This is a genomic window from Achromobacter animicus (assembly GCF_902859585.1).
GTDB classification, from domain to species: domain Bacteria; phylum Pseudomonadota; class Gammaproteobacteria; order Burkholderiales; family Burkholderiaceae_B; genus Achromobacter; species Achromobacter animicus.
Genome location: NZ_CADIJM010000003.1, coordinates 141,785 through 155,928, shown reverse-complemented (window position 1 = coordinate 155,928; position 14,144 = coordinate 141,785). Strand labels below are relative to the sequence as shown.

Genomic DNA, 14,144 nt, shown 5'->3' with positions numbered 1-14,144 from the left:
CGAATTCCTGTCCTCTCCAATCCCCTGGAAACTTTCATGATTGATCTGCGTAGCGATACCGTCACCCGTCCCGATGCGGCCATGCTGCAGGCGATGGCCAATGCCCCGCTGGGCGATGACGTGATGGGCGACGATCCCACCGTGATCCGCCTGCAAAAGACGTTGGCCGAGCGCACCGGCAAGGCTGCCGGCCTGTTCTTCCCGTCGGGCACGCAAAGCAACCTGGCCGCGCTCATGGCGCATTGCGACCGCGGCGACGAGTACCTTGTCGGCCAGCTTGCGCATACCTACAAATACGAGGGCGGCGGCGCAGCGGTGCTGGGCAGCATCCAGCCCCAGCCCATCGAACACGCGCAGGATGGATCGTTGCCGCTGGAAAAACTAGCCGCGGCGCTCAAGCCCAAGGGCGACCCGCACTTCGCGCGCACGCGCCTGCTGGCGCTGGAAAACACCTTCCACGGCAAGCTGATTCCGGCCGCGTACATCCAGGCCGCGACGTCCTGGGCGCGGGAGCAGGGCCTTGCCACGCACCTGGACGGGGCGCGCGTGTTCAACGCGGCTGTCGCCAGCGGCAAACCCGTGGCCGAGCTTTGCCAGCCATTCGACTCGGTGTCCATCTGCTTTTCAAAGGGCTTGGGCGCGCCGGTCGGATCGGTGCTGGTCGGCAGCGAAGCATTGATCGCCCGCGCGCATCGCTGGCGCAAGATGCTGGGGGGCGGCCTGCGCCAGTCTGGCGTCCTCGCGGCCGCGTGCCTGTATGCGCTGGAGCACAACGTGGAACGGCTGGCGCAGGACCACGAGAACGCGCGCCTGTTGGCCGAAGGCCTGCGGGGCATTGCCGGCGTCAAGGTGCTGAGCCAGGACACCAACATGGTGTTCGTGGAATTCGAGCCGTCACGCTGCGATGCGCTGACGGCGGCGCTGGGCAAGGAAGACATCCTGATGCGCGCCGTCTATGGCGGTCCGACGCGCCTGGTCACGCATCTGAACGTGTCGGCCGACGACGTGCGGCGCGTGGTCGAGGCGGTGGGGCGGTTGTTGCGTTGAGCCGCCTCGGCGATCGCAATCGCGCCGTCGCCGTGAGTTCAGCCGTGGCGCGCGCGGCTGTCGGAGGGCGCCTCGTCGCGCTCCTGCATGCCGTAGTCGCGAAGCACCTGGGCCACGCGTAGACGGTAGTTCTGGAACACGCCGCCGCGCCCGGCCTCTTGCGCGCGGCGGTGCGATTCCAGGGAACGCCAGCGCAGCACCGCGGCCTCGTCGCGCCAGAATGACAGTGACAGCAGCTTGCCGGGCGTGGACAGGCTTTGAAAGCGTTCGACGGAGATGAATCCGTCGATGGTGCGCAGCTCGTCGATCAGGCCGGCGGCGATCTCCAGATAGGGGGCGGGGTCGCCATGGGCGGGCTCGACTTCGAATATCACGGCAATCATGGGTTGCTGTCCTTTTGAAAATCAAACTGGGACACGCGCGTCAGGAAGCGCGCGATAGCGGAATCGCGTGGATCGGGACGCGTGGCGGCATGGCGGGTGGGCGGTGACCGGTGGGGGATTCGGCCGCCAGTATCCGCCAGCCCCGCAGGCAACGATTCGGTGTGAACCGAACTATGTCTGCGCCGCGTCGCCGTCGGCCAGCAACGCCGCGTAGCCCTGCCGTGAATCGGGCCATTGCAGCGACAGGCCGCTGGCGCGCAGGCGCGCATTGCTGAGCTTCTTGCTGCCTACGTTGGCGGGCGCCGCCGCCTCGCGCGGGGCCGGGGCGCCGATCATCCGGGCCAGTTCGGCATACAGGACGTGCAAAGGCAGGGGCGTGTCATCGCAACCGATGTACACCGGCGCAACCTCTGGCAGCAGCGCCAGGTGCACCACGGCGGCGGCCGCGTCGTCGATGTGGATGCGGTTGGCCCAATGCTCGGGCTGCACAGGCGCCCCTGCCGCGCCGCTGCGCAGGCGCTCGATGAGTTGCATTCGGCCTGGCCCGTACAGGCCCGCGAGCCGCAGCGCCGCCGAGGAAACCGGCTGTGCGGCGAGCGTGGCTTCGGCTTCGAGCAGCACTTTCCCATTGAAGCCTTGCGGCGCGGGCGGCGTGTCTTCGTCCACCCAGCCGCCGTGATGTTCACCGTATACGGCGCTGGAAGAGACGAACACGATGCGCTTCAAGGCGGATCTATCCATCGCTTGCATCACGTTGGCCAGGCCATCCACAAACACGCCGCGGTAGGCCTGCGGATCGCGCGCACCGGGCGAGGGCAGGTGGATAAGCCGCGTGACGCCTCGCGGTAGAGAGGCAAGCGTGTCCGGGCGCGTGATATCGCCCTGCAGCCATTGAACGCCGCTGGCATCGCCGGCGGGCGGGTGGCGGCGCAGCGCATGGACCTCGTCGCCGCGCGCCAGAAAGCGCTGTGCCGCGCGCATGCCCAGGTCACCGCAGCCGATCAGAAGTACGCGTTCGCTCATGTTGTCGCTCCAGGCAGTCGGAAAAAAAGGCGCCCCGCGGGGCGCCTTCTGGGCGGGCGCGGTGCGCCCTTAGTGTCACATGCCGCTGTAGACCGGTCCTTCGCCGCCTTGCGGCGCCACCCAGACGATATTCTGCGTGGGGTCCTTGATGTCGCAGGTCTTGCAGTGCACACAGTTCTGCGCGTTGATCTGCAAGCGGTCCTCGCCGTGGTCGTCCTTGACGAACTCGTACACGCCGGCCGGGCAGTAGCGCGACTCGGGGCCGCCGTACTTGGCCAGGTTCACCTTCACCGGCACGGACGGATCCTTGAGGGTCAGGTGGACGGGCTCGTTCTCGTCGTGGTTGGTGTTGGAAATGAACACCGAGCTCAACTTGTCGAACGTGAGCTTGCCGTCAGGCTTGGGGTAGTCGATGCGCGCGCATTGCGACGCCGGTTGCAGACAGGCGTGGTCGGGCTTGTTGTGACGCAGTGTCCAGGGCATCTTGCCCTTGAGCAGCAGCTGTTCGATGCCGGTCATCAGCGTGGCGACCGTGCGGCCCTTCTTGAACCACTGCTTGAAGTTGCGCGCCTTGTTCAGTTCTTCGTGCAGCCAGGAGGCTTCGAAGGCCTTGGGGTAGGCGGTCAGTTCGTCCTGGCGGCGGTCGGCAACGAGGGCGTCGAAGGCGGCTTCGGCAGCCAGCTTGCCCGACTTGATGGCGGCGTGGCTACCCTTGATGCGCGAGGCGTTCAGGAAACCGGCTTCGCAGCCGACCAGCACGCCGCCCGGGAACGTGAGCTTGGGCAGCGCCAGCAGGCCGCCGGCGGTGATGGCGCGCGCGCCGTAGGCGATGCGCTTGCCGCCTTCGAATGTGCCGCGGATGGCCGGGTGGGTCTTGTAGCGCTGGAATTCGTCGAAGGGCGACAGCCACGGATTGGCGTAGTCCAGGCCGACGATCATGCCCACGGCCACCAGGTTGTTGTCCAGGTGATAGAGGAACGAGCCGCCGTAGGTGTCGGCATCCAGCGGCCAGCCGGCGGTGTGGACCACCAGGCCAGGCTTGGATTGGGCCGGATCGACTTCCCACATTTCCTTGATGCCGATGCCGTAGGACTGCGGGTTGCGGCCATCGTCCAGCTTGAAGCGTTCGATGAGCTGACGGCCGAGCTGGCCGCGCGAGCCTTCGCTGAACACCGTGTAGCGGGCATGCAGTTCCATGCCGGGCTGGTAGTGGTCGGTGTGGCTGCCGTCGCGGGCCACGCCCATGTCGCCGGTGGCCACGCCGCGGACGGCGCCGTTTTCGTCGTACAGCACTTCAACGGCCGCAAAGCCGGGGAAGATGTCCACGCCCAGCGCTTCGGCCTGTTCGCCCATCCACTTGACGACGTCGCCCAGACGGACGATGTAGTTGCCTTCGTTGTGGAAGCACGGGGGCAGCAGCCAGTTCGGCGTGGCGCGCGCGCCGGTCTCGGACAGGAACAGGAACTTGTCCTGCGTGACGGGCACGTTCAGCGGCGCGCCTTTCTCTTTCCAGTCGGGGATGAGTTCGGTCAGCGCCAGCGGGTCCATGACGGCGCCGGACAGGATGTGCGCGCCAAGTTCCGCGCCTTTTTCCAGTACGCAGACGCCGATCTCCTGATTCTTCTCAGCGGCCAGCTGCTTCAGACGGATTGCTGTGGCCAGGCCGGCGGGACCACCGCCAACCACGACCACGTCATATTCCATCGACTCGCGTTCAGACATTGCAAAGCTCCCCGTATGTATTCCATATATGGCTGGAAGTATTATCGGCGATTGTATTGCAGGCGAGGGTCCTGTACCCCTTCGCATTTCTTTTAGCCTTCAGGAGTTATTGGTGAACCCGGACAACCTGTCTGCGCGGCTGCTTTCGGTGGGCGACACCCATCAGCTCGAATTGCCCTTGCGCTGGGGCGATTCAGACGCCTTGAACCATCTGAACAACACGCTGTATTTCCGCCTCATGGAAGAGGCTCGCATGCAGATTCTGTATAACGCGGGCTTCAAGCTGCCGGCCGACGATGGCGCGATCCTGGCGCACGCGTCGTGCGATTTCCTGCGTCCGCTGACGTATCCGGCCACCGTCCGTGTGACGCATAAGGTGACGCGCATCGGCCGCTCCAGCGCCGAATTCGAGCTGCTGCTCGAGAAGGTCGGTGACGACGCGGGCCCCTATGCGCGCGGCCGGAATGTGCTGGTATGGATGGATTACGTGGCCAATACGTCCGCGCCGTGGCCGCCTGAAGTCCTGGCCCAAATGGCCACGCAGTTCACGCCGGCCCAATGAGCATGCGCGGCCGCGGGCCGCGCACCGGCCAAAATAGCGCGTGCTTTGACCGGTCATGTCGGTAAAATCTAGCGCAAAATCAGAAAAGCAATGAGGGCGCGCCACCCTCGGCGCCACCGCTTCACGGAAATCGGGCCTCGCCGCGATGCCCGCGTAGCCTGCGCCAACAGCCGCGCCCCAAGGAACGACTGGGCTTGTCCCGATTCCCCAATTTTTCCGGGACCCGTGCGCGGGTAGCGGCGGGGCGGGCTCACTTTGGTTAGACCTTAACTAGGAGTTGGAGCGATGGACAAGGTTTATGCAAGCGCCCAGGAGGCGCTGGCAGGCATCGTCAAGGACGGTCAGATGATCGCCGTGGGCGGTTTCGGCCTGTGCGGTATTCCCGAGGCGCTGATCGCCGCACTGCGCGATTCGGGCGTCAAGGATCTCACCTGCATCAGCAACAACGCGGGCGTCGACGGTTTTGGCCTGGGCCAGCTGCTCAACACGCGCCAGGTGCGCAAGATGATCGCGTCCTACGTCGGCGAGAACAAGGAATTCGAACGCCAGTATCTGTCGGGCGAACTCGAGCTTGAATTCACGCCGCAGGGCACGCTGGCCGAAAAGCTGCGCGCCGGCGGCGCCGGCATTCCGGCGTTCTTCACCCGCACCGGTGTGGGCACCATCGTGGCCGAGGGCAAGGAAATCCGCGAGTTCGACGGCCATCAGTACGTGATGGAGCGTTCGCTGGTGCCGGACGTGTCGCTGGTCAAGGCGCACATCGCCGACCGCAGCGGCAACCTGGTGTTCCGCAAGACCGCGCGCAACTTCAATCCGAACGTCGCCATGGCGGGCAAGTTCACGGTCGTCGAGGTCGAACAGATCGTCGACACCGGCAGCCTGGACCCGGATCAGATCCATCTGCCCGGCATCTATGTGCAACGGATCGTGGTGAACGCCACGCCCGAAAAGCGCATCGAACAACGCACCACTCGCCCGGCCTAAGGAGAAGACGACATGGCATGGTCCCGCGATGAAATGGCGGCACGCGCCGCGCGCGAGCTGCAAGACGGCTTTTATGTGAACCTGGGCATCGGCCTGCCCACGCTGGTCGCCAACCACGTCCCCGCAGGCGTGGAAGTGTGGCTGCAATCCGAAAACGGCCTGCTGGGCATCGGCCCGTTCCCCACCGACGATCAGGTCGACGCCGACCTCATCAACGCCGGCAAGCAGACGGTCACGACGCTGCCCGGCTCGTCGATCTTCTCGTCGGCCGACTCGTTCGCGATGATCCGCGGCGGCAAGATCAACCTGGCGATCCTGGGCGCGATGCAGGTCTCCGAAAAAGGCGATCTGGCCAACTGGATGATCCCGGGCAAGATGGTCAAGGGCATGGGCGGCGCAATGGACCTGGTGGCCGGCGTCGGCCGCGTGGTCGTGCTGATGGAACACGTCGCCAAGAAGAAGGACGGCTCGGAAGACATCAAGCTGCTGCCCGAATGCAACCTCCCGCTGACCGGCGTAGGCGTGGTTGACCTCATCATCACCGACCTGGGCGTGATGGAAGTCACCGAAAACGGCCTGAAGCTGCTGGAAACGGCGCCCGGCGTGACGGTGGACGAGATCAAGTCCAAGACGGCGGCGAAGCTGGACGTGTCGGCGGTGCAGTAGGCCGCACCCGCTTCACCTTGCATGAACTGACCCCCGAAGGTTGGACGAGATCCGGCCTTCGGGGGTCTTTTTGCGTGGCGAGGCGACTGTCCGCCAATCTCCCCGCACCGTCAAAGGCTGGGCTATTTCACGACTGTGGTTTCCGACTTTTCTGATTGATTGGTGGTCTGCGATACGTAGACTCAAGCGCACCCGAAAAATGTCAGGAGCCGCAGCATGGCAGGACGCGCCGTTGTTCGAATCGGCGACAAGACATCGCACGGGGGGACCGTGACGCAGGGGTTCCCCCAGTACACGATCGAGGGCAGGGCCGCTGCGGGAATGGGCCACCTGGTGGCCTGTCCGCAGTGCAAGGGCACGTATCCCATCGTCGAAGGTGTTTCCAGCTTCATCGTCGATGATGGTCTTGTGGCAATTGAAGGCATGAAGACAGCCTGCGGCGCCACGCTGATCGCCAGTCAGGACATAGCGGTGCTGGATCCCGGACCGGGTGATATCGCGCGGACATCGTCCAATACCGGTCTGTTGGCTAATAGCCTGCGCGAGCCCGGCTGCACCCATGCCGACACGGCTGTGCCGCTGGCCGAGTTCATCGTACGGGAGATGAAGACCAATCCCTTCTCCAGGCAGGGACGCGAGATCCATGATGCCAACCACTACGACTTCAAGGCGTACAACGAAGACTGGGAGCGTGCTGCGTGGTACACGAAGCTCTCAGGACGGAATGCCTACGCGCAAATGCTGGCCGAGAAGAAGCTGCACGCTTACGCGCTTTTCGCGGATATCATCGGGCCGAACCGCCCCTGGGACCACAAGCCTGCACTGCGACAAATGCTGGGCGAACACTTCAATATCGGCTGGCAAAAGTACGGCGACTTCGACTACTACTTTGACATCTGGTCCAACATCCACTTCGGATACGTGGGAATTGCACTAGGATTTACCGCTGCCGAGCTGATCAAGGGGGCGGGCTTGGCGCAGGCCGCACTTGATGTCTGGAAGCGGAAACCGCAACAGAATCACCCGCAGAATGGCCCGTGGCCGGCAAGCGCGGACGACGTGACGGATCACATTTCCATCAAGCTGGGAATCGATCTATATGGGGCAGCCAAGCCTCATGAACTGACGGCCAACATGCTTCTCCACCGTGTCAGCGCCGTGCCTCTACCCTGGGGGTATGGAAAGGATGTCGCCAAAGAACCGCACACATGCAGAAGAGAGCCAAAAAATTAACGGCGCCCCGTGGCGTCAGATTGGCTGCAATACTTCTGTGTGCAGCGCCGATTTTCTGGGTGCTTTTCCTGTACTTTTGCAGGCCCGTGGTCGCTTTGCACTACGCGGAGGATGCCCAGGCCGACCTTCTTGTCTTTTTCAATGACAATCACGACACGACCCGATTTCTCCTGGCTCCCGGGCAGTCTGTGTCATCACCGACCGCGATGTTCCCGGCATCTGATATGTGGATGCTGATCTCAACCCCACGCGAGAAGGGCGACACCCTGGAGATCACCAAACCGTTTAGCAGAATCGACGTTTACTTCGCCACGGGCGGAAAAATCGATCGTACGGAAATTCGCCATGGCTTCTTTGCGCGGTTTCTTGAGCCCGGCGGCTGATGCGATGACCGCAGAATGTGTTTCGGCGGTTCAGGCCGATTCGCTCAGCAGCATCCCCACATGCGGGATGCCGTCCTCCATGTATTCCTCGGTGACCGGCACAAAGCCGTGGCCGCCGTAATAGCCTTTGAGCCGCGCCTGCGCGCCCAAATAAACCGGCTGACCCGGCCACAACCGCTGCACTTCTTCCTTTGCGCGGCGCATCAGCTCATGCCCCAACCCTGTTCCACGCGCGGCCGGGGCGGTGATCACGCGGCCGATGATGGCGCGGCCGTCATTCAGGGCCGGCTCCAGCAGGCGGCAATAGGCCACCAGTTCGCCCTCGTGCCACGCCATGAGGTGTTCGGTCTGCCCCTTGAGATCCTTGCCGTCCATGTCCAGAAACACGCAGTTCTGTTCCACCACGAATACCTCGGAACGTAGCCGCAGGATGGCGTAGAGCTCGGCGGGGGTCAGATCGGCGTGGGGCTTGCAGGTCCAGGCGGGCGTCATGCGGGTCATTCCAGATATCGGGACAAGGTGGGCAATTCTGTAAGGGCACCAAGCGTAACGCAACCCGGCCCCGATTTTTAGAGCCGGATTGTTACATCTATTCACGGGTATACCCTTAGTATGAAAATCTATTTTCTTAACTAAAATTTGTGTGTAAACAGATTTACATAAACCCGCCGCCTGATTTCCACCACGCTGTTCGATGACCAAGTCCGCCATTACGATCGCTGATCGGATCGCCCGGGCCCAGCCCGCGCTGAGCCGGACCCAGCACAAGATGGCCGAGTACGTGCTGGCGCATCAATTCCGCGTCGCCACCATGACCATCGACGAGTTCGCGGTGGCAGTGGGCGTGTCGGTGGCCACCGCCAACCGGTTTGCGCGTGCCCTGGATCTGCCGGGTTACCCGCAATTCCGTGCCGAGCTGGCGCGGGGCTTTGAAGCCGCGCTGGAACCGGTCGAAAAACTGCGCACCGAACTGGCCCACTCGGCCAGCGCCGTCCAGATCTTCGCCGCGACGCTTGAAGAAGATATCCGCAACGCGCAGCGCAACCTGCAGGCCCTGGATTCAGACGCCTGTGAAAAGGCGGTCGACACGATCCTGGCCGCCGAACGCGTTTTCATCATCGGTTTCGGCGCCAGCGGGTTCCTCGCGGGCCTCTTGCAGCGCGGCCTGTGCATGCACCTGCATTCCGTCGAGTCGCTGGCCGGTCCCGGCGGCGTGTCGCACGCGGCGCGGCAGATGTCGCGCATGACCAGCAAAGACCTGGTGATCGCCATCGGTTTTCCGCGCTATCTGGCCGACACCGTGACGCTGGCCGGCGCGGCCAAGCAGGCCGGCGTGCCGGTGCTGGTGCTGACGGACAAGCCCACGTCGCCGCTGGCGCCCACGGCCTCCGTCGTGCTGTATGCCTTCTCGGCACGCCAGCTCATTCCCAATTCCGAAACCGCCGCGCTCGGGCTCATTGAAGCCTTGTCCGCGGCGGTGGCCTATCGCGCCAAAAATTCCGTCGCGGCCGCCGCTGGGGTGACCCAGTCCGTCATGCCGTGGCTCATACATGGAGTAGGTAAACGATGATTCAGCCCGTGATTGCCATTCACGGCGGCGCCGGCGCGATGTCCCGCGCGGCCATGTCTCCCGAGAAAGAACAGGAATACCTGGCGGCACTGGAGTCCATCCTGACCGCCGGCCAAGCCGTGCTGGCCAAGGGCGGCAGCGCCCTGGACGCCGTCACCGAAGCCGTGCGCCTGCTCGAGGATTGCCCGCTGTTCAACGCCGGCCACGGCGCCGTGTTCACCAGCGCCGGCACCCATGAGCTGGACGCCGCCATCATGGACGGCGCGACGCTGCGTTCCGGCGCCATCGCCAATGTGAACCGCGTGCGCAATCCGATCTTTGCCGCGCGCAAGGTCATGGAAAACAGCAAGCACGTCTTCTTTGTGGGCGAGGGCGCCGAAGCCTTCGCCACTCAGGAAGGCGTGGAACTCGTCGACCCGTCGTATTTTTCGACCGAAGCCCGCCGCGAGCAGCTGCTGCGCGTGCAGCGCGAAACGCCGGACGCCGCCGTGCTGGATCACGACGGCCAGGCCATGGTCGCGCGCGGCCAGCCTGCACCGGCCGACCCGCTGGACGCCGACAAGAAGTTCGGCACCGTGGGCGCCGTGGCTGTCGATGCGCAGGGCAACCTGGCGGCTGCCACCTCCACCGGCGGCATCACCAACAAACAGGTAGGCCGCGTGGGCGATGCGCCCCTGATCGGCGCCGGCACCTACGCCAGCAACAAGACCTGCGCCGTGTCCACCACGGGCACGGGCGAAATGTTCATCCGCATGGTTGCCGCGTACGACGTGGCGGCCCAGATGGAGTACTGCGGCGCCTCGCTGGAAACGGCGGCGGACCGCGTCGTGATGGAAAAACTGCCCACCATCGGCGGCAAGGGCGGCCTCGTGGCCGTCGACGCCCAGGGCAATGTGGCCTTGCCGTTCAACACGGAAGGCATGTACCGGGGTTACGCCCGCGTTGGCGAAAAGCCGGTGACCGCCATCTACCGATGAGCGGCGGGTTTGGATCAGTAGGTTTATTTTGGGAATGAGAAGAGATGGTTGATCGCGCAAACAGCCTGGCGCTGCCGGATAACCGCGTGGTCCAGGTCGACGACCTGACGGTGCGCTTCGTGGGTTCCGAGCGTACGGTCGAAGCCGTGCGCAACCTGTCGTTCCATGTGGACCGGGGCGAAACCCTGGCCATCGTGGGCGAATCGGGTTCGGGCAAATCGGTGACGTCGCTGGCGCTGATGCGTCTGGTGGAACACGGCGGCGGCCGCATCGCCCAGGGTCGCATGGCCCTGCGCCGCCGCAACGGTTCCGTGATCGACCTGGCCAATTCCAGCCAGCGCGTCATGCGTGACGTGCGCGGCGCCGACATGGCGATGATTTTCCAGGAGCCGATGACCTCCTTGAACCCGGTGTTCACGGCTGGCGACCAGATCGCCGAATCGATCCGCGAGCACCAGGGCATGGACGGCGCCTCGGCGCGCGCCGAAGCGCTGCGCATGCTGGAACAGGTCCGCATTCCCGAAGCCAAATCGGTGCTGGACCGCTACCCGCATCAACTGTCGGGCGGCATGCGCCAGCGCGTCATGATCGCCATGGCGCTGGCCTGCAAGCCGGCGCTGCTGATCGCCGACGAGCCGACCACCGCGCTGGACGTGACCATCCAGGCGCAGATCCTGCAACTGATCCGTCAGCTCCAGGAAGAGATGCACATGGGCGTGGTGTTCATCACCCACGACATGGGCGTGGTGGCCGAAGTGGCCGACCGCGTGCTGGTGATGTTCCGCGGCGACAAGGTCGAGGAAGGTCCGTCGGACCAGGTGTTCGCCGCGCCCCAGCACAGCTACACCAAGGCGCTGCTGTCGGCCGTGCCGAAGCTGGGCGCCATGCAGGGCACGGACCTGCCCGCGCGCTTCCCGCTGCTGCAGGTCGAAGGCCAGGCCCAGCCGGTGGCCGAGCCCGGCGCCGTCAGCACGCAGGAAGTTCCCAACGCCAAGCGCGAACCCATCCTGAGCGTGCGCAACCTGGTGACGCGTTTTGACCTGCGCGGCGGCATCATGAGCCGCGTGCAGCGCCGCGTGCACGCCGTGGAAAAGGTCAGCTTCGACCTGTACCCCGGCGAGACGCTGTCGCTGGTCGGCGAGTCCGGCTGCGGCAAGTCCACGACGGGCCGCTCGCTGTTGCGCCTGGTGGAAAGCCAGGGCGGCGAGATCCGCTTCGGCGGCCGCGACATCGTGCGCCTGAAGAACAACGAACTGCAATCCCTGCGCCGCGACATCCAGTTCGTGTTCCAGGACCCGTTTGCGTCGCTGGATCCGCGCGTGACCGTGGGCTTCTCGATCATGGAGCCGCTGCTCGTGCACGGCGTGGCCAAGGGCAAGGATGCCGAGCGCCGCGTCGCCGAACTGCTCGAGCGCGTGGGCCTGCCGCCGGAAATGGCGCAGCGCTATCCGCACGAATTCTCCGGCGGCCAGCGCCAGCGCATCTGCATCGCGCGCGCCCTGGCCCTGAACCCGAAGGTCGTGATCGCGGACGAATCGGTGTCGGCACTCGATGTGTCGATCCAGGCGCAGATCGTGAACCTGCTGATCGACCTGCAGCGCGACATGGGCATTTCGTTCCTGTTCATCTCGCACGACATGGCCGTGGTCGAACGCGTCAGCCACCGCGTGGCCGTGATGTACCTGGGCCAGATCGTTGAAATCGGCCCGCGCCGTGCCATCTTCGAGAATCCGCAGCACCCGTACACCAAGAAGCTGATGTCCGCCGTGCCGATCGCCGATCCGGCGCGCCGTCACCTGAAGCGCACCTTGCTGTCCGATGAAATCCCCAGCCCGATCCGCAAACTGAACGACGAACCGGTGGTGCAGCCGCTGGTTCAGGTCGGTACGGATCATTTTGTAGCCCGCCATCCCGTCGGCGGCGCGTATTGACTCAGTAGTTGACCTTTTTTTGGAACCAGGAGTTGCAATGATGAAAGTTCTGCGCCCCACCAAGCTGATGGCCGCTGCCGCGCTGGCCTTCGGCGTGCTCACCGCGCCGATGGCCCACGCCGCCAAGGACGTGACGTTTGCCGTTTCCATCGCGCTGGAAACGCTGGACCCGTACAACACGAACAGCACGCTGAACCAGGCGGCTGGCAAGGCCTACTACGAAGGCCTGTTCGAATTCGACAAGGACCTGAAGGTTCAGAAGGTGCTGGCGACCGATTACACGGTCAGCGAAGACGGACTGGTCTACACCTTCAAGCTGCGTCCCGGCGTGAAGTTCCATGACGGCACCGACTTCAACGCCGAAGCGGTCAAGGTCAATTTCGACCGTCCGGCCAATCCGGACAACCGCCTGTCGCGCTACATCCAGTTCAGCGTCATCGAAAAGACCGAAGTGGTCGACCCGATGACCGTCAAGATCACGCTGAAGAAGCCGTTCTCGGCCTTCATCAACGCGCTGGCTCATCCGGCCGCCATGATGATCTCGCCGGCCGCCCTGGCCAAGTACGGCAAGGAAATCGGTTTCCACCCGGTTGGCACGGGCCCGTTCGAATTCGTCGAATGGAAGCCGGCCGAATACCTGAAGGTCAAGAAGTTCGACGGTTACTGGAAGAAGGGCTACCCGAAGGTCGACACGCTGACCTTCCGCACCGTGACCGACAACAACACCCGCGCCGCCGTGGTGCAGACGGGTGAAGCGCACTTTGCCTTCCCGGTGCCGTTCGAGCAGGCCGCCGTGCTGAAGAAGAACGACAAGCTGGACGTGGTCGATCACAAGAACTCGATCATGGCCCGCTACCTGTCGATGAACACGCAGCAAAAGCCGTTCGACAACGTCAAGGTGCGTGAAGCCATCAACTACGCCATCAACAAGGACGCCCTGGCCAAGGTCGCGTTCTCGGGCTACGCCACCGTCATCGACGGCGTCGTGCCGCAAGGCGTGGACTACGCGCACAAGATCGGCGCATGGCCCTACGACATCAAGAAGGCCAAGGCCCTGCTGGCCGAAGCCGGCTACCCCAACGGCTTCGAAAGCACGCTGTGGTCCGCCTATAACGACGGCACCTCGGTGAAGGTCGTTCAGTTCCTGCAGCAGCAGCTCGCCCAGGTCGGCATCAAGGTTTCCGTGGAAGTCCTGGAATCCGGCCAGCGCGTGCAGCGCGTCCAACAGGTGCAAAAGCCTGAAGACGCCAAGGTCCGCATGTACTACGCCGGCTGGTCGTCCTCGACCGGTGAAGCCGACTGGGGCCTGCGTCCGCTGCTGACCACCGCCGCGTTCCCGCCGGTGCTGAACAACGTGTCGTACTACTCGAACAAGTCGGTTGACGAAGGCGTCCAGCAAGCGCTGGCCACGACGGACCGCGAGAAGAAGACCGAGATCTACAAGAACGTTCAGGAAACCATCTGGAAGGACGCCCCGTGGGCCTTCCTGGTGACCCAGAACAACCTGTACGTCAAGTCGAAGAACCTGTCGGGCGTGTACGTTGAGCCGGACACCTCGTTCTGGTTCGGCGACATCGACCTGAAGCAGTAAACCAAGCAGTAACTCTTGGGGCCTTCGGGCCCTTGTAAGGCCACATACGGCGGGGACGCGGTGTCCCCGCCG

The 14,144-nt window shown here is 64.2% G+C and carries 14 protein-coding genes; 10 read left to right on the top strand and 4 right to left on the bottom strand.

Annotation, left to right across the window (positions count from 1 at the left end):
* Positions 1–36: 36 nt before the first annotated feature.
* Complete coding sequence (ltaE, locus tag HV681_RS09855) at positions 37–1,047, top strand: low-specificity L-threonine aldolase (protein WP_175122927.1); 1,011 nt, start codon at positions 37–39, stop codon at positions 1,045–1,047.
* Positions 1,048–1,085: 38 nt separating this feature from the next.
* On the opposite strand, the gene HV681_RS09850 is transcribed toward ltaE, so the two are convergent.
* The 3 genes from HV681_RS09850 to HV681_RS09840 form a co-directional block, all read right to left on the bottom strand.
* Positions 1,086–1,430: an antibiotic biosynthesis monooxygenase family protein gene (locus HV681_RS09850; RefSeq protein ID WP_175122926.1), complete on the bottom strand. Its 345-nt coding sequence runs from the start codon at positions 1,428–1,430 to the stop codon at positions 1,086–1,088.
* Between the two features lie 171 nt (positions 1,431–1,601).
* Positions 1,602–2,453: an NAD-dependent epimerase/dehydratase family protein gene (locus tag HV681_RS09845; protein ID WP_175122925.1), complete on the bottom strand. Its 852-nt coding sequence runs from the start codon at positions 2,451–2,453 to the stop codon at positions 1,602–1,604.
* A gap of 75 nt (positions 2,454–2,528) precedes the next feature.
* Complete coding sequence (locus HV681_RS09840; protein WP_175122924.1) at positions 2,529–4,175, bottom strand: electron transfer flavoprotein-ubiquinone oxidoreductase; 1,647 nt, start codon at positions 4,173–4,175, stop codon at positions 2,529–2,531.
* Between the two features lie 109 nt (positions 4,176–4,284).
* Between HV681_RS09840 and HV681_RS09835 the strand changes: the two genes are divergently transcribed.
* The 5 genes from HV681_RS09835 (at position 4,285) to HV681_RS09815 (ending at position 8,003) form a co-directional block, all read left to right on the top strand.
* Positions 4,285–4,737 carry an acyl-CoA thioesterase gene (locus HV681_RS09835; protein ID WP_255596284.1) on the top strand — a complete coding sequence of 151 codons (453 nt, stop codon included), beginning with the start codon at positions 4,285–4,287 and terminating at the stop codon, positions 4,735–4,737.
* A 285-nt stretch (positions 4,738–5,022) separates the two neighbouring features.
* Entirely contained in the window at positions 5,023–5,721 is a 699-nt protein-coding gene (locus HV681_RS09830; protein ID WP_175122922.1) for a CoA transferase subunit A, read from the top strand.
* Positions 5,722–5,733: 12 nt separating this feature from the next.
* Positions 5,734–6,387, top strand: coding sequence for a CoA transferase subunit B (locus tag HV681_RS09825; protein ID WP_056567942.1), 654 nt, complete (start codon positions 5,734–5,736; stop codon positions 6,385–6,387).
* Positions 6,388–6,603: 216 nt separating this feature from the next.
* Entirely contained in the window at positions 6,604–7,620 is a 1,017-nt protein-coding gene (locus HV681_RS09820) for a PAAR domain-containing protein (RefSeq protein WP_175122921.1), read from the top strand.
* Positions 7,596–8,003 (top strand): hypothetical protein, encoded by a 408-nt coding sequence (locus tag HV681_RS09815; protein WP_175122920.1) that lies wholly within the window; start codon positions 7,596–7,598, stop codon positions 8,001–8,003. Before HV681_RS09820 ends, HV681_RS09815 begins: the two co-directional genes overlap by 25 nt.
* A 30-nt stretch (positions 8,004–8,033) precedes the next feature.
* On the opposite strand, the gene HV681_RS09810 is transcribed toward HV681_RS09815, so the two are convergent.
* A complete protein-coding gene (locus HV681_RS09810; protein ID WP_175122919.1) occupies positions 8,034–8,495 on the bottom strand; it encodes a GNAT family N-acetyltransferase in 462 nt (153 codons plus the stop codon).
* 202 nt (positions 8,496–8,697) lie between these two features.
* On the opposite strand from HV681_RS09810, the gene HV681_RS09805 reads away from it, so the two are divergent.
* From HV681_RS09805 to gsiB, 4 genes are read left to right on the top strand one after another with little or no spacing between them, the layout of a single operon-like run.
* Positions 8,698–9,573 (top strand): MurR/RpiR family transcriptional regulator, encoded by an 876-nt coding sequence (locus tag HV681_RS09805; protein WP_175122918.1) that lies wholly within the window; start codon positions 8,698–8,700, stop codon positions 9,571–9,573.
* Positions 9,570–10,550, top strand: a complete 981-nt coding sequence (locus HV681_RS09800) for an isoaspartyl peptidase/L-asparaginase family protein (protein ID WP_175122917.1) — start codon at positions 9,570–9,572, stop codon at positions 10,548–10,550. The genes HV681_RS09805 and HV681_RS09800 overlap by 4 nt, the downstream gene beginning before the upstream one ends.
* Positions 10,551–10,594: 44 nt before the next feature.
* Positions 10,595–12,481, top strand: a complete 1,887-nt coding sequence (locus tag HV681_RS09795) for a dipeptide ABC transporter ATP-binding protein (protein ID WP_175122916.1) — start codon at positions 10,595–10,597, stop codon at positions 12,479–12,481.
* A gap of 37 nt (positions 12,482–12,518) precedes the next feature.
* On the top strand, positions 12,519–14,072 hold the full coding sequence (gene gsiB, locus HV681_RS09790) for a glutathione ABC transporter substrate-binding protein GsiB (RefSeq protein ID WP_175122915.1): 1,554 nt from the start codon (positions 12,519–12,521) through the stop codon (positions 14,070–14,072).
* The last annotated feature ends 72 nt before the right edge of the window (positions 14,073–14,144 follow it).